Genomic DNA, 25,954 nt, shown 5'->3' with positions numbered 1-25,954 from the left:
GATGGAACGCCGGACAAGGACGCATCGAAGTGCACTGGTCCTGCTGCTCGCGGGCGGCATGCTGGTCACCGGCTGCGGTGCGGGAGGTACGAGCGACGAGTCGAAGGCCGATCGCTCCAGCAGCGGAGGACCGCGCGGCGGGCAGCCCGCGCCGAGCGGGCCGCCGTCCGCGGCACCGGAACAGCAGGAGGACGGCGCGCAGCGGAAGGACAACGGCGACGACCGTGAGGCCGCGCCGCCCGACTACCTGTCGACCTTCGCCCTGGACGTGGACACCGCGAGCTACGGATACGCCCGCCGGCTGCTCGGCGACGGGCGGCTTCCCGCACCGGAGACCGTACGGCCCGAGGAGTTCGTCAACAGCTTCCGGCAGGGCTACGAGAGGCCGGAGGGCAACGGCTTCTCGGTGACCGTCGACGGCACGAGGGCCGGGGCGGGGGACTGGTCGCTCGTACGGGTCGGTCTGGCCACCGGGACCGCCGATGACACCGGTGAACGCCCGCCCGCCGCGCTCACGTTCGTCGTCGACATCTCGGGATCGATGGGGGAGCCCGGCCGCCTCGACCTCGCGAAGAAGTCGCTGGGCATCCTCACCGACGAACTGCGCGACGACGACTCCGTCTCCCTCGTCACGTTCAGCGGGGAGGCCGAGACCCGGCTGAGGATGACCCGGCTCGGGGGCAACCGCACCGAGATCCGGGACGCCGTCGACGAGCTGGAGCCCGCGGACTCCACGAATGTGGCAGCCGGTGTGGAGCGGGGCTACGACGAAGCGGTCGAGGGCCACCGCAAAGGGGCCAACAACCGCGTCGTCCTGCTCTCCGACGCGCTCGCCAACACCGGGGAGACCGACGCCGACGCGATCCTGGAACGGATCGGCGACGCACGCGAGGAATACGGCATCACCCTCTTCGGCGTCGGGGTCGGCAGCGACTACGGCGACGCACTGATGGAGCGCCTCACCAACAAGGGGGACGGCAACACCACCTACATCGGCGACGAGACCCAGGCCAGGAAGGTCTTCGTCGACCAGCTGCCCGCCCATGTCGAGCTGCGAGCCCGTGACGCCAAGGCCCAGGTGGCCTTCGACCGCGAAACGGTCAAGCAGTTCAGGCTCATCGGCTACGAGAACCGCAAGGTCGCCGACGAGGACTTCCGAGACGACGGCGTCGACGGCGGCGAGGTCGGCCCCGGCCACACGGTGACCGCCCTCTACGCCGTGCGCCTCCGCGACGGCGCCTCCGGGCGCGTCGCGACGGCCACGGTGCGCTGGCTGGACCCCAAGACCCGCAAGGCGCACGAGGAGACCGGGTCCGTGGAGAGCGGGGCGGTCGACGGAAAGCTCTGGGGCGGCAAGAACTCCCGGCTGCAGGTGACGGCGGTGGCCGCCTACTTCGCGGACATCCTGCGCGGCGGCGACCTGCCGGGCACCCCGGCGCTCGGCGAACTCTCCCGGCACGCACGCAAGCTGGCCGCCACCACCGAGGACAGCTCGGTGGAGAAGCTCGCTACGGCGATCGAGCAGGCCGACCGGATCAAGGGCGGCGACGGGGACGAGCCGCCGGGCGGCGGGAGCGAGGGCGAGATCGGCTGACCGCCGCCCGGGGGCCCGCACGGCGTGACGCACGGGCCCGGCGTGACGCACGGGCCCGGCGTGACGCACGGGCCCGGCGTGACGCACGGGCCCGGCGTGACGCACGAGCCGCGCGGACCCGGTGTGCGGAAGGCGCGGGCCCGGAGGGGATGCGCTGCGCGGAGGCCGTGCGTAAAGCACTGTGCGAGTGGGGTGGCCCCGCGCCATCATGTGCCCCATGTCCTCTGCGCTCCTGCCGGCCGCCGTGCTCACCTCCGGCCTCTACGCGGGCTTCATGCTGACGTTCATGATCGCGATCATGCCCGGCCTCGCGGCCCTGCCGGACGAGCAGTTCGCCTCCGCGATGCGCCGCTTCAACGAGAAGGTGCCCGGACCGGCGTTCCTCGTCCTCTTCGCCGGGGTGATCGGGTTCCCCGCCGCCGCACTCGTCATGGAGGCGTCCGACCGGCCGGCGATCCTCGGCGCGCTCCTGTGCGCCGTCGCCGGCCACGTCCTCACGGTCGCGGGGAACATTCCGCTGAACAACGCCCTCGCCGCAGCGGAGGGCGGCGACGACAGCGCCGCCCGTACCGCGTTCGAAACCCGCTGGAACAACCTCCACCGGATCCGCACCGTGCTCTCCCTGGCCGCCTTCGTCCTGCTGACCGTCGCCGCTCTCTGACCGGTTCCGCCCACCCGCGGACCGGCGCGGACATGTGAAGGGCCGGGCCCCCGCAACGGGGGCGCGGCCCTTCAAGCATGCACGGAGACCGTCGTTCGGATCAGGCCGGAGCGGGAGCCGCAGCCCGTGCGCCCGGCACGACCCGCACTAGGCGAGGTGGAAGACCTCGGTCAGCGGGACCATCGCCTCGTCCGGCGCCTCCGGTTGCTCGAAGAACTCCGCCATCTCCCGCTGCCAGCGGTCGTTCACCTCGGTCGCGGCCATCGCCTCACGGGCCGCGTCGAAGTCCTCCGTCTCCAGATAGCCGACGAGCAGCCCGTCCTCGCGCAGGAAGAGCGAGTAGTTGTGCCACCCTGCCCCGGACAGGGCGGCCAGCATCTCCGGCCATACGGCGGCATGCCGCTCGCGGTACTCGTCCTTGCGGTCCTCACGGACCTTCAGCAGAAAGCAGACACGCTGCATGGTGACGCCGGCTCCCGGGCTCAGAAGTTGAACTGGTCAATGTTCTTGGCGTCGAAGACCGTCGGCTCGCCGAGGATGACCTCACCGTCCTTGCCGATCGTGTACTCGCCGAGCTTGCCCGCCTTGAACTTCTCGCCCTCGGCACCCGTGATCTGCCCCGACGCCAGCGCGGCGGCCGCGTACGAACCGAGGTAGCCGAGCTCCTCCGGGTTCCACAGCGAGAACTGCTCGACGGTGCCGTCCTTGACGTACTTGCGCATCTGGTTCGGCGTACCGAGCCCGTTGAGCACGACCTTGCCCTTGTACGAGGAGTCGCTCAGGTAGCGGGCCGCCGCGGCCATGCCGACCGTGGTGGGCGAGATGATGCCCTTGAGGTCGGGGTAGGCCTGCATGAGGCCCTGCGTCTGCTGGAAGGACTTCTGGTCCGCGTCGTCGCCGTACGCGACCTTGACCAGCTCCATGCCCTTGTACTCGGGGAGCTTCAGCTCCTCCTTCATGAACTCGATCCAGGTGTTCTGGTTCGTCGCGTTCTGCGTGGCCGACAGGATCGCGACCTTGCCCTTGTAGCCGATCTGCTCGCCGAGGTGCTGGACCAGGCTCCGGCCGATCTCCTCGGAGCTGGCCTGGTTGATGAAGAGCTGCCGGCAGTCCTTCGCCGTGTCGGAGTCGTACGCGACGACCTTGATGTCCTTCTTCATCGCCTGCTTGAGCGGGCCGCACACCGCGTTCGGGTCGTTCGCCGCGACCAGGATGGCGTCCTGACGCTGCTGGATCAGCGTGTTGATGTAGCTGACCTGCGAGGAGGCGTTGGCGTCGGACGGGCCGACCTCCTTGCCCGTGCCGCCGTACTCCTTCGCCGCGGCGATGCCCGCCTCGTCGACGATCTTCTCGTACGGGTTGTTGATCTGCTTGGGCAGGAAGGCGATCTTCAGGCCCTTCTTCAACGGCGCGTTCGGGTCGGCCGTCGCGGAGCCGGCGGCCTTCTCGCCGCCGCCCGTGTCCTTGCTGTCCTTCGTGGTGCCGGAACAGGCGGTCAGGGCGAGTGCGAGGGAGACGGCGGTGGCTGCGGTCGCGACGGCGCGGCGCCCAGCGGCATTGCGGAGCATCATGGCGGCGTGGTGCCTTTCGGAGAGGTACGGCGGAAGGAGAGCGTCAGGTCGACTGGGGCGCGGGGGTGTTCGCGGCCCGCCTGTGCCGTCGTTCGACGACCGTGGCGATGACGCGTGGAGTGAGGACCGACGCCACGAGCAGCAGGCCGGTCACGATGACCTGGACCTCGTTGGCGATGTCGTTGAGGGTGAGCAGGTTCTTCAGGACGCCGATCAGCAGGACACCGGCGACCGCGCCGAACAGCGTGCCCTTCCCGCCGTCGAAGTCGATGCCGCCGAGCAGGACCGACGCGATGACGAGCATCTCGAAGCCGAGTCCGTTGTCCGCGCGGGCACTTCCGTACCGGAGGGTGAAGATGACACCCGCGAAGGCGGAGAACAGCCCGGTCACGACGAAGAGCAGCAGCTTGATCCGCTTGACCCGGATGCCGGCGAAGTACGCGGCCTCCTCCTGGGCGCCGATCGCGAAGAGCGAGCGGCCCAGACCGGTGGCGTGCAGCACCACCGCGGTGACGGCGGCCAGCACGATGAACAACAGGACCGGGTACGTGAGGAAGGTGCCGGGGACGGTCGTGGTGTCGACGGCCCAGTCCGCGTACGTCTGCGGGAAGTCCGTCACCGCGTCGCTGCCGAGCGCCACCGAGGCCAGACCCCGGTAGAGGGCCAGGGTGCCGATGGTGACGGCCAGGGACGGCAGGCCCACCCTGGTGACCAGCCAGCCGTTGAGGAGCCCTCCGGCGACGCCCACCAGGAGCACCACCGGCACGATCGTCTCGAAGGCCCAGCCCGCCTCCCACAGCGCACCGGTCAGCGCGCTGCCCAGACCCAGCATGGAGGCGACCGACAGGTCGACCTGCCCGGCGACCACCAGGAGGGTCATCGGGAGGGCGATGATGGCGACTTCGGCGATGTCGTTGAAGGCGAACGCGAGGTTCTCGCTCGAACCGAATCCCTCCGTGCTGCCGAGGCCGACGACGAGGACCGCCACCAGGAGGACACCGACCGCGGTGTCCCAGCGCAGCGCCAGGCTGCGTACGAGAGAGGCCCGCGACGCGGGAGCCGTCTTTGTGTCAGGCGCCGTGGTCATGACGGGCGCTCCTCTTCCTCAGTGCGGCGGTCATCCGCAGGTTCACGATCCGGTCGACGCTGATGGCCAGCAGGAGGAGCGCACCGGTGATGGCGCCCTGCCAGAAGGAGTCCACCTTCAGGACGACCAGGACGCTGCCGATGGTGGTGAGCAGCAGGGCGCCCAGGGCGGCGCCCCACACGGTGCCGGTTCCGCCGGTGATGGCGACACCGCCGACGACCACGGCGCTGACGACGGTCAGTTCCCAGCCGTGGGCGTTGTCCGCGACGACGGTGCCGAAGCGGGCCAGCCACAGGGCCCCGGCGAAGCCGGCGACGGCTCCGGAGAAGGCGTACGCGGCGAGCACCCGGCGGCGGATCGGGATGCCGGCGAGCCGGGCGGCCTCCGGGCTCGAACCGATCGCGTAGAGCTCACGCCCCGAGCGGTAGCTCCGGAGGAAGTACGCGGTCGCCGCGAGCAGGACGAGGGAGATCAGGGGCAGGTACGGGACTCCGAGGAGGCTGCCGCTGCCCAGGCCCAGGACCGCGTCCGGCACGTCCGAGGCGCTGATCTGCTCGCCCTGCGCCCACCAGTAGTCGATGCCCTGGATGATGTACAGCATGCCCAGGGTCACGACGAGCGCCGGGACCCTGCCGAAGCTGACGAGGGCGCCGGAGACCAGTCCGCAGACGACGCCGATGGCGATGCCGAGGAGCATTACCGTCAGTACCCCGTGGTCGGTCCCCGCGACGAACTTGCCGCAGGCGAACGCGGAGAGGCCGACGACCGAACCGACCGAGAGGTCGATGTTGCGGGTGATCACCACGGCGGACTGACCGACCGCGAGGAGCACCAGGATCGACGCGTTGAGCAGCAGGTCCTTGACGCCCTGGTCGGACAGGAAGAGCGGGTTGGCGAGATAGGTGCCGAGGATCAGCAGGACCAGCGCCCCGGCGATGGATATCTCGCGGGCCCGGAAGACCGCGTCCACGAGCGAGGAGGCACTCCGCTGCGGCGCCTTCGCGGTGTCCGGCGGACTCTCGATGGTGGTGGTCATGCCGCTGCCCTTTCATTGCGTCCGGTGGCCGCCGCCATGACCGATTCCTCGGTGGCGCTCGCGCGCGGGATCTCGGCGACGAGCCGGCCCTCGTGCATCACGAGCACCCGGTCGGCCATGCCGATGACCTCCGGCAGGTCGGAGGAGATCATCAGGACGGCGAGGCCGTCCGCCGCGAGCGAGGAGAGCAGCCGGTGGACCTCGGCCTTGGTGCCGACGTCGATGCCGCGGGTGGGCTCGTCGACGATCAGTACGGCAGGCCCGGTCGCCAGCCACTTGGCAAGCACGACCTTCTGCTGGTTGCCGCCGGACAGCACACCGACGGAGTCGGCCAGCCGGTTGTACTTGAGCTGGAGGCGCACGGCCCAGTCGGCGGCCCGGTCGTGCTCCAGGGCCCGGCTGACGAGCCCGCGCTTGCGGACCTCGTCCAGACCGGTGAGACCGATGTTGCGCTCGATCGACAGATCCATGACCAGCCCGCGCTGGCGCCGGTCCTCGGGTACGAGAGCGAGCCCGGCGGCCATCGCCGCCGTCGGTGAGCCGGGCCGCAGCACCGTGCCGCCCACCTTCACCTCGCCCGCGTCGGCCCGGTCGACACCGAAGACCGCCTGCGCTACCTCGGTCCGCCCGGCGCCGACGAGCCCGGCCAGCGCGACGATCTCGCCGCGGCGGACGTCGAAGGACACGTCGCGGAAGACGCCCTCGCGGGTCAGCCGGTGCACCGAGAGGGCGATCTCGCCGACCTCGGCCTCCTGCTTCGGGTAGAGGTCGTCGAGGTCACGGCCGACCATCCTGCGCACCAGGTCGTCCTCGGTGAGCTCCTCCAAGGGTTCGGAGGAGATCCACCGGCCGTCGCGCAGGGTCGTGACGCGCTGGCACAGCTCGAAGATCTCGTCGAGGCGGTGCGAGATGAACAGCACGGCCGCGCCCTCGGCGCGCAGGGTCTGGACGACGGAGAAGAGCCGGGCCGTCTCACTGCCGGTCAGGGCGGCGGTCGGCTCGTCCATGATCAGGACCCGGGCGTCGAAGGAGAGCGCCTTGGCGATCTCGACGATCTGCTGGTCGGCGATCGACAGCCCGCGGGCGGGCCGGTCGGGGGACAGATCGACGCCCAACCGGCGCATCAGTCCGGCGGTGGTGGCGTGCACGGCCTTGCGGTCGATGCGGCCCAGCGCGCGCCGGGGCTGGCGGCCCATGAAGATGTTCTCGGCGATCGACAGGTCGGGGAAGAGCGTGGGCTCCTGGTAGATGACCGCGATCCCGGCGTCACGGGCATCGGCCGGCCCGTGGAAGACGACGGGCTCGCCGTCGAGGAGCACCTCGCCGCTGTCCGGACGGTGCACCCCGGCAAGGGCCTTGATCAGCGTGGACTTGCCCGCGCCGTTCTCTCCGGCGAGTGCGTGGGCCTCGCCGGGGAACAACTGCAGGGACACGTCCTGCAAGGCCCGTACGGCACCGAAGGACTTGCTCACGCCCTTGAGGGCCAGGACCGGGGCCGGGTCCGGGGCGGACTGGTTCATGGGAGCTCCTCAGCGGTGGGACTGTGTCGCTCCACGCGCCGTGAAAGGTTTCAATGAGGTTGCTCGGAAGCTAAACGGGGATTGCGGGCACAGTCAATGGGTTGATGGCGAGAAGTTCACGCAAGGAGGGCGATGTGCGACCTGAATGGGGGGAATGGATGGGCGCTCTTGACAGTCTTTGGGGTGGCCGACTATCTTCCCCGCGCTTGAATCGATTCACATCACGGTCGGGCATCGCTCCTCGTACACGTGCGTACAGGGAGTGCCGACTTCGCGCCGCCGGAGACGGCGGCACGCGCCCGGCATCGTTGTCGGGTGCACCGTCTCAGCGCCCCGGAGGCGCTGCGGGTGCGCGTCAGGGGGCGCTGCGGGCCCGGGCCGGATGCCGGGGCCCGAGGAGTACGGCGAGTCCCGCCCGGCCCGGGACGGTATCGGGGAGCCGGTGCCGGCCGACCTGCGCGTAGAAGCCCGGCGTGGCCTCCGCGTGTACCGAGGTGAGCAGCCGGCGCCGCCCGTCCGGGGCCGCGTCGGTGACTGCCGCCGGCAGCCGCGCGCCGAGTCCGGTGCCGCGTGCGGTGGGGGCGACCGCCGGCTCGTCCACCTGTACGGCCCCGCACAGCCATGCCGCGACCCGGTCGGGCCCGAGGGCGGCGGCGACCTGCCCGTAGCTGCGTTCGGCGGGGAAGACGTCGGGCGTGGTCCAGGCGGTGGCGAAGCCGGTCGCGGCGTCCGCGTCGTCGAGGGCGAGCGCGGCGGCGAACCCGGTTCGCGCCGCGTCGGAGGCGAGCCGGCCTGCGTACAGGGCGGCCGTCCCGGGGTCCTCGTTCCACGGGGGCGCCGAGAACACGTCCGTGTACACGCGCTGTATCCCGTCGGCATACGGCCCGATGCCAGCGCCGTCCACGTGCCCCACCCGCATGTCCCGCTCCTCGTGGCGCCGCCTGCCCGGGGGGCAGGATGCAGGGCAGGGCGCGTGGGGGCACCCGAGGCGTATCCGGTGGCTCGACGGGAGATCCCGGCCGGACCCCGGTGCACTCTCGGCCTTCGCGGTCAGCCTCGGTCGGATCCCGGCGCCCATTCGGCAGTCCGTAGTCTTCGCCCCCGGCCGGTCCGCGGAACGCCTCCGGCGCCTCCGGCCGTCGTCACCCCGGACGGTCTCCGGACGCGGCCGCTCGTCGTGGCCCTCGGCCCCCCTCCCGGCCGCTTCTCCTCAGCCCCGGCCGTCGCCCGGCATCAGATGCCTGGTGAACCACTCCTGGGCCAGTTCCGCGACCCGGTCCAGTGCGCCCGGTTCCTCGAACAGGTGCGTGGCGCCCGGGATGATGTCGAGCCGGTTCTCGCAGTGGAGCGCCGTCTGCGCCTGCCGGTTGAGGTCGATCACCGTCGTGTCGTCGCCGCCCACGATGAGCAGTGTCGGCGCCCGCACCCCGGACAGATCCGCCCCGGCCAGGTCGGGGCGCCCTCCGCGGGAGACCACGGCGCCGACCCCCGAATCGGTCGCGGCGGCGGCCCGCAGCGCTGCCGCGGCCCCGGTGCTCGCACCGAAGGAGCCGACCGGGACGGCCGCGCGGCGCCGCAGCCAGTGTGTGGCGTCCGCCAGCCTTCCGGCCAGCAGCCCGATGTCGAAGACATTGGCCCGGTCGACCTCCTCCCCGGGGGTGAGGAGGTCGAGGAGCAGGGTGCCCAGACCGGCCCCGTTCAGCGCGGTCGCCACGGAGCGGTTGCGGGGGCTGTGGCGACTGCTGCCCGAACCATGGGCGAACACCACGACCGCCCCGGTGCCCGCGGGGAGCACCAGATCCCCGGCGAGTACCACCCCGCCCGCGTCCACCTCGACCTCCTCGGCCGCAGGCGCCCCTCCCGTCTGCGCCCTTCCCGCCGGCGACCGCGCCAGGAGGGTGACGACCTCTTCGTCGGAGGTCTGGGAGAAGTCCCGGTACCACTCGCCCACGGCGGAGAAGAGGCTCGGTGTGGAGAGGCACACGACCTCGTCCACGTCGTCGCGCAGCCGGGCGACGGCGTCCGGCGATGCCACCGGCACCGCCAGGACGACATGGGCGGCGCCCTGCGCCCGTACGACCCGGCACGCGGCTCTGGCGGTCGCCCCGGTGGCGATCCCGTCGTCGACCACGACCACCGTCCGGCCGGTGAGGGGGAGACGCGGCCGGCCCTCCCGGTACGCCCCGGCCCGTCGGAGGAGCTCCGCGGACTCGGCGCGCTCGACGGACTCGAGGTCCTCCTCCCGCACCCCGGCATGCCGGACGATCTCGTCGCTGATGACGCGCACCCCGCCCTCGCCGATCGCGCCGAAGCCCAGTTCCGGGTGGTACGGAACGCCCAGCTTGCGGACCACGATCACGTCGAGCGGGGCGCGGAGCGCATGCGCCACCTCGAATGCCACCGGTACTCCGCCGCGGGGAAGTCCCAGGACGACGGGGTCGCGCGGCAGCAGGTGTCCGAGAGCTCCGGCGAGTTGCCGCCCGGCGTCCGTGCGGTCGGTGAACAGCACGGTGGTTCACCTCCAACGTCTGAGGCGAGGGGCGGGCGGAACGAAGAACTCCGCCGCCCTGCGGCGGACACACCGCCCCCACCTTCGAAACAATCCCATTTGCGCCTTTTCGGCAAGTCGGGGACGGTCAGGAGCATGGAACGAATCGGAGCGGTCCTGATCGACATCGACGGCGTGCTCACGGTGTCCTGGGAGCCGCTGCCCGGTGCGGTGGAGGCCGTGCGACGGCTGCGCGCCGCCGACATTCCGCTGGTGCTGGTCACCAACACCACGTCACGGACCCGCGCCGGGATCGCCGAGCGGCTCGTCGGGGCGGGTTTCCCCGTCGGGCCCGACGACATCCTCACCGCGCCCGCCGTCACCGCCGCGTATCTGCGCGAGCACCACCCGGAGGCGCGCTGCCTGCTGATCAACAGCGGCGACGTCCGGAACGACCTCTCGGGGGTGACGCTGGTCGAGGAGGAGGACGACGAGGGCGCGGTACCGGACGTCGTCGTCCTGGGCGGAGCGGGTGCCGCGTTCACGTACACCGCACTCAACCGCGCGTTCCGTCATCTACAGCAGGGCGCCGGGCTCGTCGCCATGCACCGGAACCTGTACTGGCGCACCTCCGGAGGCCTCACCCTCGACACGGGTGCCTTCCTCGAGGGCCTGGAACGTGCGGCCGGTACCGAGGCCGCCGTCACCGGCAAGCCGGCCGGGGCGTTCTTCGCCGCGGCCCTGGCCCATCTGGGCGCCTCCCCCTCCGAGACGCTGATGGTGGGCGACGACATCGAGTCGGACGTGCTGGCCGCCCAGCGCCATGGCATCACCGGCGTTCTGGTGAAGACCGGCAAGTACCTGCCCGAGACGCACGCGGCGGCCGACACCGCCCCGGACCACGTCCTGGACTCCTTCGCGGACGTGCCCGACCTGGTGGAGCGGCTCGGCGGCTGACCCCGCGACCCGGTACCGGGCCGCCCCGGTGCCCAGGGCCGTCGCCGACGGGCCCGAGCCCGGCGCTGAGGTCGACGACCGCCATGAGGACCCCCTCCTCGATACGAAGGCCCGTGCCCCGGTGGGGGCGGCCCCGGCACCTCGTGTGATCTCGCGCGAAGGACGGTGACGACGGGCGACGGGCGAAGACGACGGGCGACGGGGCAAGGAAACGACGAGCGGGCATCGCCCCTCGCCCCTTGCCCCTTGCGCCTCGCCCTCGCCCCGCTCCCGTACGGACGGGCGTGGCCGGCCGCTGACTGATCCCGGACCCGGCTTCCGGCCGCCGCCCCGGCTCCTTGCGGACCCTTGTGGCGCCCCGGGGCCCTGGGAGCCGGAGGCCGTCCTCCCGGACGCTGTGGGCCGCGGACCGACACGCGACCGGATCAGCGGCGCCCGCCGCCTCCACGCCGCCCGTCAGTCCGCGACATCGACTCCGTAGCCACGGGCGAGGGCGCCGAGGCCGTGGTCGTACCCCTGCCCGACGGTACGCAGCCGCCACAGCGGTCCGCGGCGGTAGAGCTCGACGAGCAGCATGGTGCGCTCCGTGGTGGCGGCGTCGAGTGTGGACTGGGCGAGGGGCGCCGCGCTGGTCCCGGGGCCCGCGGTGATCTGGATCGCTCCGACGTCGCCGAAGGTCGGTTCGCCGTCGATGGCCGCCGCGACGACGACCCTGCCGACCGAGGGCGGAAGCGAGCCGAGACTGACACTGACGGTCTGTTCGGTGGGGCCGTCGCCGAGGATGCGTACGGTGCCGGCCGGGTTCTCCGGGGCACCGTAGAACACGAAGTCCTCGTCGAAGGACACCTGTTCGTCCTCGTCGACGACGAACGCGACGATGTCGATCTCGCAGTCCGTCTGCTGGCCCCAGGTGGCCGTGACGGTCCACGGGACCGCTGAGGCCTGACCGTGGGGAAGGTCCACTACCCCTCCTCGGGGCAGTACGTGTTCGGCCTGCCCCCGTCCGCTCCGGTCACGGTGCGGCTCGGTGGTCGGCGCCTCGATCCAGGCGGCCTCATGGGTGGGGAACTCGAGCGAGGTGATCCGGCGCATGCGCCGGTCGGCCGCTCCCCCGGCGAGGAGCACGACGTCGGTGACGCTCGCGGAGAGGTTGATCGCGGCGGACCCGCCGAGCTCGACGACGCGGGTGCGGGCAGCCACGGCCTCGGGGTGTGTGCCGCCGAGGACGAGCACCCGCCGCCCGGCCAGCGGCTTGCCGGGCACCCCGGACGGCACAGCCGCCTTCCGCGGTTCGCGCGCCGGAGGGATCGCCACCGGGGGCGGAACGGGAGACGCGGGCGGCGGCGCCACCTCACCCGTCAGCGGAGGAGCGGTCACGGGAGCGGTCACGGAGGCCGGAGCAGCGGCCGGGACAGAAACAGGGGTAGGAGCAGCGGCCGGGGCAAGGACAGGGGCAGGGATCAGGGCCGGAGCGCCGGTCGTCCCCCCGTGCCGGTTGCCGGGGCGTACGTCACCGAGCAGGCGCAGGAAGGTGAGCTCGTCGATGACGGGGACGCCTTCCGCGTGGGCGCGCCGCGCCTTCGCGGAGCCCGAGGCGTCGTCGTTGGTGACCAGGACGCTGGTGTGGCGGCTGACGGAGGACATCGGATTCAGCCCGGCGGCGGCGATACGATCGATCAACTCCGGCCTGGGAGTGGCCGTCTCCCCGGTCACGGCGACCTTCATGCCCTGGACCAACGGGCCGTCGGCGGTGAGCCGCCCCGGATTGCGGAAGTCGCACGAGGCCTTGGGCGACCGGGGCGTGAACTTCGGGTCCTGACGGGGCGGGCAGGCCACCAGAGGCAGCGGCAGACCGAGCTGCGCCGCATCCCGCAGCGTGCCGCGCAGCACCCCGGCCAGCACGCGGCTGTTGTCGAGGGCGTCGTGGGCCGCCAGCTGCGTGACCCCGTAGTGGGCGGCCAGCGTGCCCAGCCGGAGATCATCGGTCGGCGGATCCACCCGCCGGTTCAGCGCCAGGGTGCACAGACGCTGGGCGACGGGCAGCCGCAGCCCCGCCCGGGCGAATTCGTGAGCGAGGAAGTCGTAGTCGAACTGGGCGTTGTGCGCGACCAGCACCCGGTTCTGGAGCATCGCGGCGATCTCTCCGGCGATGTCCCCGAAGACCGGCGCACCCCGCAGCCGTTCGGAGGTGAGCCCGTGCACATGGACCGGCCCGGGGTCGCAGCCGGGGTTGAGCAGCGCCGAGAACTCACCGGTCTGCACACCGTCCGGTCCGAGGGTCACCACGGCGACGGAGAGCACCCGGTCCCGGCGCGCCACCAGCCCGGAGGTCTCCACGTCCACCACCGCCCACTCGTAGGCGTAGTCACGCAGGCTGGACACATCGAGGGCGGGGGACGCGAGAGACATAGCGGAAGGATGGCCGGATATAGGCCGGTGCTTCAACCCGGACAGCCATTCATCCGGATATGTCCCAGGGGTGGCCATTGGGAAGGCACGGACGTCCAAAACGGGCGTATCGATTGGATTCGTGTCCGCAACTTCCCAGCCCCGGTGCAGCGGCCGGAGGCGTCATGTCACCGGTCTGTGACGGCGTTGTCCCGGAACGAAGGCGCCGGGATCCCCCGGGCCCGGAGCCCCCTCATAGTGATCATGCAAGCAACGAGGGCCCGAACCGATTCGGTCCCGATCGCTGATCCACAAGGGGATTTCATGTCCGGCAATCGTCGCAGCGCCCTTCTCGTAACCGCAGTTCTCGTGGGCGGCGCCCTGCTCATGACGGCGTGTCAGGACTCGGCCACGGACGCCGGCGCCGCGCAGAGCTCCTCGCCCGCCGCGTCGGACGAGAGCGCTGCGGCCACCCCGTCCGGCTCGTCCACCCCGGACAGCGGTGGGAGCGCCGACAAGGGCTCCGCTTCAGGCGGCAAGGGGACCGAGGACGGGGCGGGCTCCGGAGCCGACACCGGCGACGGTACGAGGAAGCCTGTCGGGCAGAGCTGCGGCGCCAACGACATCAACTGGAGCACCCGGTCCGAGACGCAGGCCGGCGGATACATCCTGGTCATCGCGAAGGCGAAGTCGGGCATCAGCTGCATCCTGCCGGCCGCGCTTCCGACCGTGGCGTTCGGTTCCGACGGGACCGAGGCGGGGCCCGCGGAGCAGTCCGTCGGCCAGCCGATCACGCTGAGTGGGGGTACCACCGCGTACGCCGGGGTGAACCCGAAGAGCACCGGCGGGAACGGTGGCAAGGAACTGGACAGCATCATCGTCGCCGTCGGTGACTCCGACCCCGACCCGGTTTCGCTGTCGGTCGGCACCATCACCGTCCAGGACCCGATCGTCACCAACTGGCACACCTCCCCGACGGACGCCGTCCCCTTCAACTGAACGGACCCCGGCCCGGGGTTCACACACACGCATGCACGGCCCGGCGCGCACACGGCCGGGCCGTTTCGGGATCGGGCGCCGCCGCCGGCTTCCCCGGAGCTGCCCGACGCACGTTGACGGAAGGTGCGGAGGACCTCTCAGCGGGCTCTCCGTGGGCCCCCGCGGCAACGCGTGGGAGGTGGACCGCGCGCGTGATCGCACCAGGCCGGTCAGACGCTTACGTTCCTGCTACGCGGGGCCCATTATTATGCGCCTGACCAGCGAAAAGGCCCTCCGGGTCGGAGGGCCTCGCAGTGGTGCACGCTGTGCGCCCCCGGCAGGACTCGAACCTGCGGCCAAGCGCTTAGAAGGCGCCTGCTCTATCCACTGAGCTACGGGGGCCGGTGTAGGCCTCGGTGGCCCGGAGGGCGCTGGAACAAGCCATCCGTGACCTTGCCGGGACAAGGATAGGGCTCCGATCGCCCTGCCCCGGTTGCTTCACCTGCGTGGCACGATGTGGAGGTTCGGTGAAGCGAACCGATAATCGCAGGTGGGTACGATTCATGCACCGCTTTTAGCGCCTCGCGCCCCGGGTGTTGTGCACTCGTTATGCCTGCGCCCCACTCGTCCCCTCTGTCCCCTGGGGTGGATCCGCCGCGCAGAGGGGCCTATACGCTTCAAAAAGGCTTCAAAATTGGGCATTCTTCGCATGTGGTAACCATGGATGTACGGCCCCAGCTCATCGACGCACTTTCCGCCCTGCGCGACCGTGTCGCTGCCGTGCGTCTTCCACTCCCTCTGCCAGGGGCCGCGCGCGCCCGGCAGACGAGGACCGAACTGCTCGCCCAGCTCGACGACTACCTGGTGCCACGGCTCAAGGATCCCGGGGCGCCGCTGCTCGCGGTGATCGGGGGCTCCACCGGCGCGGGGAAGTCGACGCTCGTCAACTCGCTGGTGGGGTGCAGGGTCAGTGAGGCCGGTGTGCTGCGCCCGACCACGCGGACCCCGGTGCTCGTCTGCCACCCGGACGACCACCACTGGTTCGCCGGGGTGCGGGTACTGCCCGAACTGACCAGGGTGTGGCTGCCCCCGGGGCGGAGCCAGGACCCGGACGGCCTCGACCACCTCGGGGCGGACGGCGACCAGGACGACACCGTGCTGCGCGTGGAGACCGCTGCCACCCTGCCCCGGGGTCTGGCACTGCTGGACGCCCCGGACATCGACTCGCTCGTCGTACGGAACAGGGTCCTGGCCGCCGAACTCATCTGCGCCGCCGACGTCTGGGTCATGGTGACCACGGCGTCCCGGTACGCCGACGCCGTCCCCTGGCACCTGCTGCGTACCGCCAAGGAGTACGACGCCTCCCTCGTCACCGTCCTGGACCGGGTGCCGCACCAGGTGATCGGCGAAGTCTCACGGCAGTACGCGGCCCTCCTCACCCGGGCCGGGCTCGGCGAGGTCCCCCGCTTCACCATCCCCGAGCTGCCCGAGTCCGCGGGCGGCGGCAGGGGCCTGCTGCCCACCACCGCCGTCGCGCCGCTGCGCGCCTGGCTCACCCACCGCGCGCAGGATCCGGCGGCCCGTCAGCAGGCGGTGGGGCGCACGGCGTCCGGGGTCATCGACTCGCTCAACGTCCGGATGCCCGAACTGGCCGGGGCCGTCGCCGCGCAGTACGCGGCGGCGGTCCGGCTGACGGGGATGGTCGAGGAGGCGTACGGCAAGGAGTCGTCACGCGTCCGCAGGCGGCTCCAGAACGGCGCCGTGCTCGCGGGCGCCGCGCGCACCCGGTGGCGCGGATACCCGCTCTACAGCACCGCCGAGGAGCTGCTCGACGCGCTCGTGGAGAGCCTGGCCGCCCTGCTCCAGTGCGCGGTGGCCGCCGCCGACGAACAGATCCGCGCCAGCTGGCAGCGGGAGCCCGCGGCAGGGGACTTCCGGTACGAGGACGCCGGCCGGGAACTGGGCGGATGGGGGCCGGCGGAGGACATTCAGGGCCGGATCGCCATGGCCGTACGGCGCTGGCGGCGGGTCCTGGAGGAACTGGCCGAGGAGGAGGCGCGGCTGCTGGAACGCGGCGCCGCACCCGACGCCGAAACCGTGGCGGCGCTGCTGGCCGCCGCTCTGCTCGGCGGGCGGCGGGCCCGGGGCGCGGGGGAACAGCTCGCCGAACGGATCGGCGCGCAGGGTGCGCTGCGCCTGCGGGACAAGGGCGGGGTCCTCCTCGCCGGCTGCCTGGACCAGGTGCTGCACGGCGAACGTGACCGGCGGCTCACCCCGCTGGACGCGCTCGAAGTCGCCCCGGAACCGCAGGCCGAACTGATCGCCGCGCTGTCCGTACTGCAGAAGGAGAGGTGGAGGCGATGACCGCTGTCACTGGCCACGACCGGGCCGAGGGCGCCGAGGAGCCGCAGGGGCGGACCTGGGACGACGGGCTCATCGCGCGGCGCGCCGCCGACGCCGTACAGGAGGGGGCACGGCCGCAACGTCCCTCCGACGACGGCGTACGGCCCCAGGCCGAGGCGTACGGGCTGCCCGACAGCCCTCTGCGTCCCCGGCTCGACGCCCTGCGCGAGCTCGTGGGGCTGTCCAGGGCCCGGCTCGACGGCGCCGTGCTCGCCGAAGCGGGGCGGGTGCTCGACGAGGCGTCGGCGCGGCAGCGGCTCTCCTCCCGGCACACGGTCGTCGCCATCGCCGGCGCCACCGGCAGCGGGAAGTCGACCCTCTTCAACGCACTCGCGGGCGTCCAGATCTCCGAGACCGGACTGCGCAGGCCTACGACGTCCGCGCCGATCGCCTGCAGCTGGACCGACGGTGCCGCAGGGCTGCTGGACCGGCTGGCCATTCCCGGCAGGCTGCGGCGCAGGCCGGTCCAGGGAGGCACGGACGTCGACGAGGCGCTGCAGGGTCTGGTGCTGGTGGATCTGCCCGACCACGACTCCGCGGCGACCGGCCACCGGGACCAGGTGGACCGGGTGCTGGCACTGGTCGACGCGGTGATCTGGGTCGTCGACCCGGAGAAGTACGCCGACGCGGCCCTGCACGAACGCTATCTGCGACCGCTCTCAGGGCACGCGGAGATCACCTTCGTCGTCCTCAACCAGATCGACCGGCTGCCCGGCGAGGCAGCCGACATCGTCCTCGACGACCTGCGCCGGCTGCTGGACGAGGACGGGATGGCGGTGGGGGAGCACGGTGAGCCCGGTGCCACCGTCATGCCCCTGTCCGCACTCACCGGCCGCGGGGTGGGTGACCTCCGCGAGCTGCTCGGCCGGTTCGTCCAGGACCGTACGGCGGCCATGCGGCGGCTCTCCGCCGATGTGGACGCGGCGGCCTCGAGGCTCCGGCCCGTGTACGTCGCCGATGGGCGGCCGGGACTCGGGGAGCGGACCCGTGAGCAGTTCACCGACCGGCTGGCCGAAGCCGTGGGCGCGTCCGCCGCCGGGCAGGCCGCGGAACGCGAGTGGCGCAGGAACGCGGGGCGGGCCTGCGGGACGCCGTGGCTGAGGCTGTGGCGCTGGTACCAGTCCACCCGGCAGCTCGGTGGCGGCGGCCTGGACCTCATGGCGCAGGCGCTCGCCCCGCCGGAGGAGGAACTCACCGCCAGGCAGCGGGTCGAGCAGGCCGTGCGGAAGCTGTCCGACGACGCCGTCGACGGGCTGCCCACGCCGTGGGCGCAGGCCGTGCGGGAGGCGGCGGTCAACGGGGCGAAGGGACTGCCGGAGGCGCTGGACGAGCTGGCGCGGACCGCACAGGCCCGGGCGGTCAACGGCCGGGGTCGTACGGCGGCGTCGACCGCGACGTCCGGCACGGCGGATCCGGAGACGAAGGGGTCCGCGGTAGCCGGATCCCGGTCCGCGGACCGGCCCGTCCCCGGGGCCCCCGGCGGTCGTGGGGCCAGGCCGCCGCGCCCCGCGTGGTGGCCCGCCGCGGTGCTGGCGCAGGCCTCGATGACGCTGCTCCAGATCTTCGGCGGGCTGTGGCTCATGGGTCAGATCGTCGGGGTGATCGAACCGGGGCTGGTCACCCCCGCGCTCCTCATGACGGCCGGAGTGGTCGGCGGACCGCTCGTGGAATGGGCGTGCGCGGCCGCGGCCCGCGGTCCCGCACGCCGGTACGGGCAGGAGGCCGAGCGGCGGCTGCGCGAGGCGGCTGCGGGGTGCGGGCGGGCCAGGGTCCTCGACCCGGTCGCCGCGGAACTGGCGCGCTATCGCGAGGTGCGTGAGAGGTACGTGACGGTGACGGAGTTTTCCACAACCGGCCGGTAATCCACAGGCGTCAGCGGCATTCCCGCATTCCGTCCAGCATGGAGGTCGGCGGCCCGCTCGGGACCGCGGGGGGTGGCGGGCCCGGCGGGCCCACGCCCGCCGGGCTCCTTTGCCACCGGGTGCGGCCGTCCGGTGCCGGACGGGACATCGGCCGGAGCAGGGCAGCCGGCCGGCCGGACATCTGGCCGGGCGTCGGACAGGACAGACGAAACGGGGGACGGGAAATGAACGACACATGGGTGACGCTGGTGGGAAATGCCGCAACCCCGGTGGACTTCCGGGAGGCGGCGACGGGGCCCGTGGCGCGTTTCCGCATGGCGGTGACGCCCCGGCGGTGGGACCGCGAGAAGCAGATCTGGGCGGACGGCCGCACCAGCTTCTACACGGTGTGGACCCGGCGGACGCTGGCATCGAATCTGTCCGGATCGGTCGCCGTCGGAGAACCCCTGGTCGTGCACGGCCGTTTGAAGGTGCGCGAGGAGGAGCGGGACGGAGTGTGGAAGACCTCCGTGGACGTCGAAGCCGTGGCCGTGGGACATGATCTGACGAGGGGCACGTCCGCGTTCCGGAGGGTGGTCAGAGGCGAACCGGCACTGACGGCCCCGGCACATCGTCAGAAACCGGCCACGGACATGGTTTCCGTGTCCTGAACACCGGGGCGCGCCGAAGCCGCCGATAACGATTGCGATTCGGAATGGTTATCTGACGGTATGAAGGGGGACTGTTCTTCACTTGCTCTTTACGATTCCCCAGTACTCATGCGGCACTTGAGTTTGCTGGCGAGGCACCTCCCACACGTGAACCATGCGTGAAGGCCTCGCCCGGAGGGGAATTCTGTGTTTTCTGTGTCTTCAGTAACCGCTTCGTCGTCCAAGGTGACGACTGAGCAGTCCATACGGAGCCTGAGCGGGGGTCGCCGAAACGATCAGGAGCCGGGCCGTGCCGGGCGGGGCCGCGGCCTCGCCCGGGTGGCCGTCGCGGTCCTGGCCTCGGGCCTCGTCGCGGCAGGGACCCTCGTCGGCGCCACTGCGGCGGCAGCGGACGAGACCGGCCAGCACCAGGGCGGCGCGACCGCCGTCCTGGACGGGCTGAAGACCTACGACCACGCCGTGCTCCGCATCGAGGGCAAGGACGGCAAGGAGCCCAAGACCCAGAAGCTCCCCGCCGGTCTGTTCGAGATGAACGTCGACGGCGGCGGCACGCTCAAGACGTACTGCATCGACATCCACAACCCCACCCAGCCTCTGGCGAAGTACCTGGAGACCCCCTGGGACCAGACCTCGCTCGGCGCCAACAACGACGCCGGCAAGATCCGCTGGATCCTGGAGCACTCCTACCCGAAGATCGACGACCTCGCGGCGCTCGCCAAGGAGGCCGGCACCGGTCCGCTCACCGAGAAGACCGCTGCGGCGGGTACCCAGGTCGCCATCTGGCGCTTCTCGGACGACGCCGATGTGACGGCGTCCGACGAGCAGGCGGAGAAGCTCGCCGACTGGCTGGAGGGCAAGGCCGAGAACGTGGCGGAGCCCAAGGCCTCCGTGGCCCTGGACCCGGCCGCGGTGTCCGGCAAGGCCGGTGAGCGGCTCGGCCCGATCACCGTCCACACCAACGCGGACCAGGTCTCCGTGGCGCCGCCCGCCGACGCCGCCGCCAGCGGGGTCACGGTCACCGACAAGGACGGCAAGCCCGTCACCCAGGCCACCGACGGCACCGGCCTCTACTTCGACATTCCGGAGGACGCCGCAGACGGCTCCGCCGCGCTGACCGTCCAGGCCACCACCTCGGTGCCCGTCGGCCGCGTCTTCGCCGGGGTGACCAAGAGCCAGACCATGATCCTGGCGGGCTCCAGCGAGTCCACGGTCACCGCGACGGCGACCGCCGCCTGGGCCGAGAAGGGCGCTGTCCCCGCGCTCACCGCCGAGAAGAACTGCGCCAAGGGCGGCGTGGACATCACCGCGGGCAACAAGGGTGACGAGCCCTTCACCTTCGAGCTCGCCGGCACGAAGCACACCATCCCCGCGGGTGAGACCCGGACGGTGACGATCCCGGTCGCCGAGGACCAGGCGTACGACTTCACGATCACCGGCCCCGGCGGCTTCAGCGAGAACTTCAAGGGTGTCCTGGACTGCGAGACCGCAGGCACCCCCGCCCCGGCCGAGGGTGACGACACCGAGACCCAGACCGGTTCCGAGCCCGTTCCCGCTCAGACCGGCACCAGCTCCACCGGCGCCGAGGGCGACCTCGCCGCGACCGGCGGCTCCAGCGCCACCCCCGTGATCGCGGGTGTCGCCATCGCCCTCGTCGTCCTCGGTGGCGGCGCGGTCTTCCTGCTCCGCCGGAAGAAGCCGCAGACCAGCGGTCAGTAAGTACGTGATGTGACCACGGGCGCTTCGTGAGAACGCGCCGGTGAGGGGCCCGGTACGGACATCCGTACCGGGCCCCGTCGTGTTCCCGGCGGCCGGAAGACGTGTACCGGGGACCGGACTGGTTTCCATCCGGGTGCGGACGTCAGGCAAGATGGGTGTATCTGCCCACACCTCTATTGCTGCCGGACGGTTTCTCTTGGCTGAGTACATCTACACCATGCGCAAGACGCGCAAGGCGCATGGCGACAAGGTGATCCTCGACGACGTCACCCTGAACTTCCTGCCCGGCGCGAAGATCGGTGTGGTGGGCCCCAACGGCGCCGGTAAGTCCACGGTGCTGAAGATCATGGCGGGCCTGGAGCAGCCGTCCAACGGCGACGCGTTCCTGGCCCCCGGGTTCAGCGTCGGCATCCTCATGCAGGAGCCGAAGCTCGACGAGAGCAAGACCGTACTGGAGAACGTCCAGGACGGCGCCGCCGAGATCATGGGCAAGCTCAAGCGCTTCAACGAGGTCGCCGAGCTCATGGCGACCGACTACTCCGACGCGCTCATGGACGAGATGGGCAAGCTCCAGGAGGACCTGGACCACGCCAACGCGTGGGACCTGGACGCGCAGCTGGAGCAGGCCATGGACGCCCTGGGCTGCCCGCCCGGCGACTGGCCCGTCAACAACCTCTCCGGCGGCGAGAAGCGCCGTGTGGCGCTCTGCAAGCTGCTGATCGAGGCCCCGGACCTCCTCCTCCTCGACGAGCCCACCAACCACCTCGACGCCGAGTCGGTGAACTGGCTGGAGCAGCACCTCTCGAAGTACCCGGGCGCCGTGGTGGCCGTCACCCACGACCGGTACTTCCTGAACAACGTCGCCGAGTGGATCCTCGAGCTCGACCGCGGCCGCGCGATCCCCTACGAGGGCAACTACTCCACGTACCTGGAGCGCAAGGCCACGCGCCTCAAGGTCGAGGGCCGCAAGGACGAGAAGCGTCAGAAGCGGCTCAAGGAGGAGCTGGAGTGGGTCCGCTCCAACGCCAAGGGCCGGCAGACCAAGTCCAAGGCACGTCTCGCCCGGTACGAGGAGATGGCGGCCGAGGCGGACAAGATGCGGAAGCTGGACTTCGAGGAGATCCAGATCCCGCCGGGTCCGCGGCTCGGTTCCATCGTCGTCGAGGTCGAGAACCTCTCGAAGGCCTTCGGTGACAAGGTCCTCATCGACGACCTGTCGTTCACGCTGCCGCGCAACGGCATCGTCGGCATCATCGGTCCGAACGGCGCGGGCAAGACCACGCTGTTCAAGATGATCCAGGGCCTGGAGACGCCGGACTCCGGCGCCATCAAGGTCGGCGACACGGTCAAGATCTCCTACGTCGACCAGTCCCGCGCCAACATCGACCCCAAGAAGACCCTCTGGGCCGTCGTGTCGGACGAGCTGGACTACATCAACGTCGGCCAGGTCGAGATGCCCTCGCGGGCGTACGTCTCCGCCTTCGGCTTCAAGGGCCCGGACCAGCAGAAGCCGGCCGGTGTCCTGTCCGGTGGTGAGCGCAACCGCCTCAACCTGGCGCTGACGCTCAAGGAGGGCGGCAACCTGCTGCTCCTCGACGAGCCCACCAACGACCTCGACGTCGAGACCCTGTCCTCGCTCGAGAACGCGCTGCTGGAGTTCCCCGGTGCGGCCGTGGTCATCTCCCACGACCGCTGGTTCCTGGACCGCGTCGCCACGCACATCCTGGCGTACGAGGGCGACTCCAAGTGGTACTGGTTCGAGGGCAACTTCGAGTCGTACGAGAAGAACAAGATCGAGCGCCTCGGTGCGGACGCGGCCCGCCCGCACCGTGCCACGTACAAGAAGCTCACGCGAGGCTGATCGTGGCCCGTCATATCTACAGCTGCCCGCTGCGCTGGTCGGACATGGATGCCTTCGGCCACGTGAACAACGTGGTCTTCCTCCGCTACCTGGAGGAGGCGCGCATCGACTTCATGTTCCGGCTGGCGCCGGGGGACGGTTCGCCGTCCTTCGCCGGCGGGTCCGTCGTGGCCCGGCACGAGATCGACTACGTGCGCCCGCTGGTCCACCGGCACGCGCCGGTGACCGTCGAGTCCTGGGTCACGAAGATCGGCGCCGCGTCGCTGACCATCGCGTACGAGGTCAAGGACCCCGAGCAGGTCTACGTCAGGGCGTCGACGATCGTCGTGCCCTACAACCTGGTGGAGGAGCGGCCCCGGCGGATCACCGCCGAGGAGAAGCACTTCCTCCAGGAGTACCTCGACCAGGAGCCGGCTGCGGCATGACGGTGCCCGTGCGGTCGCTGCAGTTCGCCGACGCGAGGGAGGCGGCGGACCTCGCCGCCTTCCTCGGCCGGCTGCTCCACTACGACCGGGCCGCTGCCGTCCGCCTCCAGGCGGGCGGCAGCGCACTGGCGGTGTTCGGCCGGCCGCCGTCGTTCGAGGTCCTCGCGATCCGTACGGCGCGGCTGTCCGGCACGCACGACTTCGACACCACCGTGTCGGCCGGTGAACTCCTCGAAGCGCTGGACCCGGACGAAGCGGCCGGGCCCGGCGCCCTGCCCCAGCCCGTCACCGGTCCGCCGTGGACCGGGGTACTGCCCCCGCGCGGGGGCTGGCAGGAACGCCCCGGGCTCCCGGGGCCGGAATCCCTGCGCACCGCGCTCACCGGTGCCGTGGCCGAATTCCGGGCCCGCGACGCGGCCCTGCCCGAGGACCGGCGTACGCGGGCGGAACGCGACCTGATCGGTCGCGACATCTGGTCCCGCACGGTCGGCGACACCGAACTCCCGCTGCGCGCGGTGCACGCCGCCCAGTCCCTCGGCTTCCTGCGGCCGTCGCCCGGCTTCCCCGTCGCGCTGCTCGCCGCCGGTTCATGGCTGCGGCTGCGCACGCCGTTCGGCTCGATCGCCCTCCGCGGCGCGGGCGGCGGGCTGGGCACCCTCGCCGTGACGGTCGGGACGGCCTGAGCCCGCGCCTCACTCCGCCGCACGGGCCCGGCGCATCCCTCCGACGCGCTCGCGGCATCCTCCGAGCTCCGGAGGATGCCGCGTCCTGGAGGAGGGGTCAGCCCTCGGTGTTGACCATGGAGGCGGCGGCGTACGTGAGGTAGTCCCACAGCTGCCGCTCGTGAGCGGCGGACAGGCCGAGCTCGTCGAGGGCCACCCGCATGTGGGCCAGCCAGGCGTCGTGTGCCGCGCGGTCCACCTGGAACGGGGCGTGCCGCATCCGCAGCCGGGGGTGGCCCCGGTGATCGCTGTATGTGCGGGGGCCGCCCCAGTACTGCATCAGGAACAGCGCGAAGCGTTCCTCGGCCGGCCCCAGATCCGCCTCCGGGTACATCGGCCGCAGCAGCGGGTCGTCCGCGACACCCTGGTAGAACCGGTGGACCAGGCGCCGGAAGGTCTCCTCGCCGCCGACCTGCTCGTAGAAGGTCTGCTCCTGAAGCGTGTCGCGCGGAATCTCTGTCACCCGTCCATCGTCGCAGACGCAGCGGCCGAGTACCGAGGTCCTAGGACCCCGGTACCCGGCACCGGGTCCTGGGCTCAGCCGCGGCGGACCGTGATCGTCGTCCAGGCTCCGACGTGCACCTGGTCGCCGTCCTGGAGCGGGACGGGGACATAGGGCTGGATCGGGTCCTCGGCGCCGTTGAGCGTGGTGCCGTTGGTGGAGTTCTGGTCGACGACGGCCCAGGTGCCGTCCGGCTGCTGCACCAGCACGGCGTGCTGGTGCGAGACACCCGGATCCTCCGGAGGCACGGCCAGATCGATGTCGGGGGACTCCCCGGTGCTGTGCCGACGGCGGCCGATGGTGATCTGGTTGCCGGTGAGCGGGAGGTGCTGCTCGGGGGAGTAAGCGGGCAGGTTCAGCCCGGTCGCCTCGGGGCCGCTGCGCTGCATCATCGCCAAGAAGTACGCACGGTCCGGGGCGATGACGGCCGACCAGCTGCCGGGCGACTGGTTCTGGTGCTGGTTCTGGGCGGGCCCCTGGCCCGGGAACGGCTGCTGCGGTCCCTGCGGCCCCTGCGGGGGCTGTGCGGCCTGGGGCGTCCGAGATCCCTGCTGGAAGGACTGCGGAGGCTGCTGCTGGGAGGGGGGCGGCAGCATCCAGTCGTCGTCCCCGCCGGTTCGCGGAGCCTGCGGCTGCGGCGGCGCGGGAGGCGCGGACTGCTGCTGGAACGCCGACGGCGGGCCTTGCCGCTGCGGCTCGAACGGCGAAGGCGGCCTCTGCTGTCCAGGGCCTTGCTGTCCGGGGTCCTGCTGCTCGAACGGCGAAGGCGGCCCCTGCTGTCCAGGACCTTGCTGTCCGGGCCCCTGCGGCTCGAAGGGCGAAAGCGGACCTTGCGGCCCCGGGCCCTGCGGCTCGAAGGGCGACGGCGTCCCGGGCGGGCCCTGCTGCCCCTGCCGCTCGAAGGGGGACGACGACTGCTGCTGGAAGGCGGGCGGGGGCGGCGGGCCCTGCTGGAACGAAGGCGGCGGACCCGGCCGGCCCGCCTCCTCGGGCGCGAGAGGCTCGGCAGGCCGGTTTACCTGCGACGGCCGCGAGCCCTGGTACTCGAAGGAGTCCCGCTGCTGCGGAGGCGCCGGCGGGCCCTGCTGCGCCTGGAAGCCCGGCGGCAGACTCAGGCCGGGCACCGGTCCGCCCACGCCGCCCTGCGGCGCCAGAGGGGTGTACGACGTGGCCGTGCTCGTGAGGAAGTTCCAGCGGCACTCCTCGCAGAAGGGCGCCATCGCCTCCCGCGGGGTGCGGCACTGCGGGCAGAGCTCGGCCTGGGCGGTCGGCTCACCGGAGCCCTGCGGGTAGCCGTAACCGGGCGCGGGCGGCGGGGGAGGCGGCGGGGGAACCGCACCCGTGGGCGCACCCGCCCCAGCCATGCGATGTCCGCAGACCTCGCACCAGTCCTCGGAACCCGACTGGTGTCCGTTCGGGCAGGTCGGCATGTCGGCGCTTCCCCCTCTCCTCGTCCGGCCCGCAGGCCGTCATGCTCGTAGGCGCGCCGTGCGGGCGGACCGGGTGGCCCATCGCACGGCTGTGTCGCTGTCG

The 25,954-nt window shown here is 71.8% G+C and carries 21 protein-coding genes and 1 tRNA gene; 11 read left to right on the top strand and 11 right to left on the bottom strand.

Going from position 1 to position 25,954, the window contains the following annotated elements; translation table 11 throughout:
• Nucleotide 1: 1 nt before the first annotated feature.
• Both OG927_RS11265 and OG927_RS11260 read left to right on the top strand, forming a co-directional pair.
• Nucleotides 2-1,594: a vWA domain-containing protein gene (locus OG927_RS11265; protein WP_330321312.1), complete on the top strand. Its 1,593-nt coding sequence runs from the start codon at nucleotides 2-4 to the stop codon at nucleotides 1,592-1,594.
• Nucleotides 1,595-1,811: 217 nt separating this feature from the next.
• Nucleotides 1,812-2,255: an anthrone oxygenase family protein gene (locus tag OG927_RS11260; RefSeq protein ID WP_056785751.1), complete on the top strand. Its 444-nt coding sequence runs from the start codon at nucleotides 1,812-1,814 to the stop codon at nucleotides 2,253-2,255.
• A gap of 147 nt (nucleotides 2,256-2,402) precedes the next feature.
• Here OG927_RS11260 and OG927_RS11255 read toward each other — a convergent pair whose 3' ends face one another.
• The 7 genes from OG927_RS11255 to OG927_RS11225 all read right to left on the bottom strand — a co-directional run bounded on the left by OG927_RS11255 (nucleotide 2,403) and on the right by OG927_RS11225 (nucleotide 9,978).
• On the bottom strand, nucleotides 2,403-2,717 hold the full coding sequence (locus tag OG927_RS11255; RefSeq protein WP_056785748.1) for an L-rhamnose mutarotase: 315 nt from the start codon (nucleotides 2,715-2,717) through the stop codon (nucleotides 2,403-2,405).
• A gap of 20 nt (nucleotides 2,718-2,737) precedes the next feature.
• Complete coding sequence (gene rhaS, locus OG927_RS11250) at nucleotides 2,738-3,826, bottom strand: rhamnose ABC transporter substrate-binding protein (protein ID WP_330320087.1); 1,089 nt, start codon at nucleotides 3,824-3,826, stop codon at nucleotides 2,738-2,740.
• 43 nt (nucleotides 3,827-3,869) lie between these two features.
• On the bottom strand, nucleotides 3,870-4,913 hold the full coding sequence (locus OG927_RS11245) for an ABC transporter permease (RefSeq protein WP_124282293.1): 1,044 nt from the start codon (nucleotides 4,911-4,913) through the stop codon (nucleotides 3,870-3,872).
• The gene (locus OG927_RS11240; protein WP_124282294.1) at nucleotides 4,897-5,949 is read right to left on the bottom strand and encodes an ABC transporter permease; all 1,053 of its coding nucleotides are present in this window, start codon (nucleotides 5,947-5,949) and stop codon (nucleotides 4,897-4,899) included. The genes OG927_RS11245 and OG927_RS11240 overlap by 17 nt, the downstream gene beginning before the upstream one ends.
• Nucleotides 5,946-7,469, bottom strand: coding sequence for a sugar ABC transporter ATP-binding protein (locus OG927_RS11235; protein ID WP_330320086.1), 1,524 nt, complete (start codon nucleotides 7,467-7,469; stop codon nucleotides 5,946-5,948). The genes OG927_RS11240 and OG927_RS11235 overlap by 4 nt, the downstream gene beginning before the upstream one ends.
• A gap of 355 nt (nucleotides 7,470-7,824) precedes the next feature.
• Nucleotides 7,825-8,388, bottom strand: coding sequence for a GNAT family N-acetyltransferase (locus tag OG927_RS11230; RefSeq protein ID WP_330320085.1), 564 nt, complete (start codon nucleotides 8,386-8,388; stop codon nucleotides 7,825-7,827).
• Nucleotides 8,389-8,679: 291 nt separating this feature from the next.
• Complete coding sequence (locus OG927_RS11225; RefSeq protein WP_056785730.1) at nucleotides 8,680-9,978, bottom strand: phosphoribosyltransferase; 1,299 nt, start codon at nucleotides 9,976-9,978, stop codon at nucleotides 8,680-8,682.
• 135 nt (nucleotides 9,979-10,113) lie between these two features.
• On the opposite strand from OG927_RS11225, the gene OG927_RS11220 reads away from it, so the two are divergent.
• A complete protein-coding gene (locus OG927_RS11220; RefSeq protein ID WP_124282297.1) occupies nucleotides 10,114-10,914 on the top strand; it encodes an HAD-IIA family hydrolase in 801 nt (266 codons plus the stop codon).
• A gap of 456 nt (nucleotides 10,915-11,370) precedes the next feature.
• Here OG927_RS11220 and OG927_RS11215 read toward each other — a convergent pair whose 3' ends face one another.
• Nucleotides 11,371-13,323 carry a TerD family protein gene (locus tag OG927_RS11215; protein WP_330320084.1) on the bottom strand — a complete coding sequence of 651 codons (1,953 nt, stop codon included), beginning with the start codon at nucleotides 13,321-13,323 and terminating at the stop codon, nucleotides 11,371-11,373.
• Nucleotides 13,324-13,626: 303 nt separating this feature from the next.
• Between OG927_RS11215 and OG927_RS11210 the strand changes: the two genes are divergently transcribed.
• Entirely contained in the window at nucleotides 13,627-14,301 is a 675-nt protein-coding gene (locus OG927_RS11210; protein WP_330320083.1) for a DUF4232 domain-containing protein, read from the top strand.
• A gap of 308 nt (nucleotides 14,302-14,609) precedes the next feature.
• Here OG927_RS11210 and OG927_RS11205 read toward each other — a convergent pair.
• Nucleotides 14,610-14,682: transfer RNA gene (locus OG927_RS11205), tRNA-Arg, on the bottom strand.
• Between the two features lie 318 nt (nucleotides 14,683-15,000).
• Here OG927_RS11205 and OG927_RS11200 point away from each other — a divergent pair.
• The 7 genes from OG927_RS11200 to OG927_RS11170 all read left to right on the top strand — a co-directional run bounded on the left by OG927_RS11200 (nucleotide 15,001) and on the right by OG927_RS11170 (nucleotide 23,880).
• Nucleotides 15,001-16,644, top strand: coding sequence for a dynamin family protein (locus tag OG927_RS11200; protein ID WP_124282361.1), 1,644 nt, complete (start codon nucleotides 15,001-15,003; stop codon nucleotides 16,642-16,644).
• Complete coding sequence (locus OG927_RS11195; RefSeq protein WP_330320082.1) at nucleotides 16,641-18,545, top strand: YfjP family GTPase; 1,905 nt, start codon at nucleotides 16,641-16,643, stop codon at nucleotides 18,543-18,545. Before OG927_RS11200 ends, OG927_RS11195 begins: the two co-directional genes overlap by 4 nt.
• A 224-nt stretch (nucleotides 18,546-18,769) precedes the next feature.
• The gene (locus OG927_RS11190; protein ID WP_056785716.1) at nucleotides 18,770-19,195 is read left to right on the top strand and encodes a single-stranded DNA-binding protein; all 426 of its coding nucleotides are present in this window, start codon (nucleotides 18,770-18,772) and stop codon (nucleotides 19,193-19,195) included.
• Nucleotides 19,196-19,438: 243 nt separating this feature from the next.
• Complete coding sequence (locus OG927_RS11185) at nucleotides 19,439-20,911, top strand: Cys-Gln thioester bond-forming surface protein (RefSeq protein WP_056786030.1); 1,473 nt, start codon at nucleotides 19,439-19,441, stop codon at nucleotides 20,909-20,911.
• A 196-nt stretch (nucleotides 20,912-21,107) separates the two neighbouring features.
• Nucleotides 21,108-22,772, top strand: coding sequence for an energy-dependent translational throttle protein EttA (gene ettA, locus OG927_RS11180; protein ID WP_079099519.1), 1,665 nt, complete (start codon nucleotides 21,108-21,110; stop codon nucleotides 22,770-22,772).
• Nucleotides 22,773-22,774: 2 nt separating this feature from the next.
• The gene (locus OG927_RS11175; RefSeq protein WP_157862951.1) at nucleotides 22,775-23,197 is read left to right on the top strand and encodes an acyl-CoA thioesterase; all 423 of its coding nucleotides are present in this window, start codon (nucleotides 22,775-22,777) and stop codon (nucleotides 23,195-23,197) included.
• A complete protein-coding gene (locus OG927_RS11170) occupies nucleotides 23,194-23,880 on the top strand; it encodes a hypothetical protein (protein ID WP_056785713.1) in 687 nt (228 codons plus the stop codon). Before OG927_RS11175 ends, OG927_RS11170 begins: the two co-directional genes overlap by 4 nt.
• Before the next feature lie 97 nt (nucleotides 23,881-23,977).
• Here the strand turns inward: OG927_RS11170 and OG927_RS11165 are convergent, their stop codons facing one another.
• Together OG927_RS11165 and OG927_RS11160 are read right to left on the bottom strand one after the other, a co-directional pair.
• Nucleotides 23,978-24,382 carry a globin gene (locus OG927_RS11165; protein WP_056785711.1) on the bottom strand — a complete coding sequence of 135 codons (405 nt, stop codon included), beginning with the start codon at nucleotides 24,380-24,382 and terminating at the stop codon, nucleotides 23,978-23,980.
• 74 nt (nucleotides 24,383-24,456) lie between these two features.
• The gene (locus OG927_RS11160) at nucleotides 24,457-25,851 is read right to left on the bottom strand and encodes an FHA domain-containing protein (RefSeq protein WP_330320081.1); all 1,395 of its coding nucleotides are present in this window, start codon (nucleotides 25,849-25,851) and stop codon (nucleotides 24,457-24,459) included.
• Nucleotides 25,852-25,954 lie beyond the last annotated feature (103 nt).

Origin of the sequence: Streptomyces clavifer (assembly GCF_036345975.1) — a bacterium.
In the GTDB taxonomy this organism is placed as follows: Bacteria; Actinomycetota; Actinomycetes; order Streptomycetales; family Streptomycetaceae; genus Streptomyces; species Streptomyces clavifer.
Note: the sequence above shows the minus strand (reverse complement) of the source record. Positions and strands in the feature narration are given on the sequence as shown.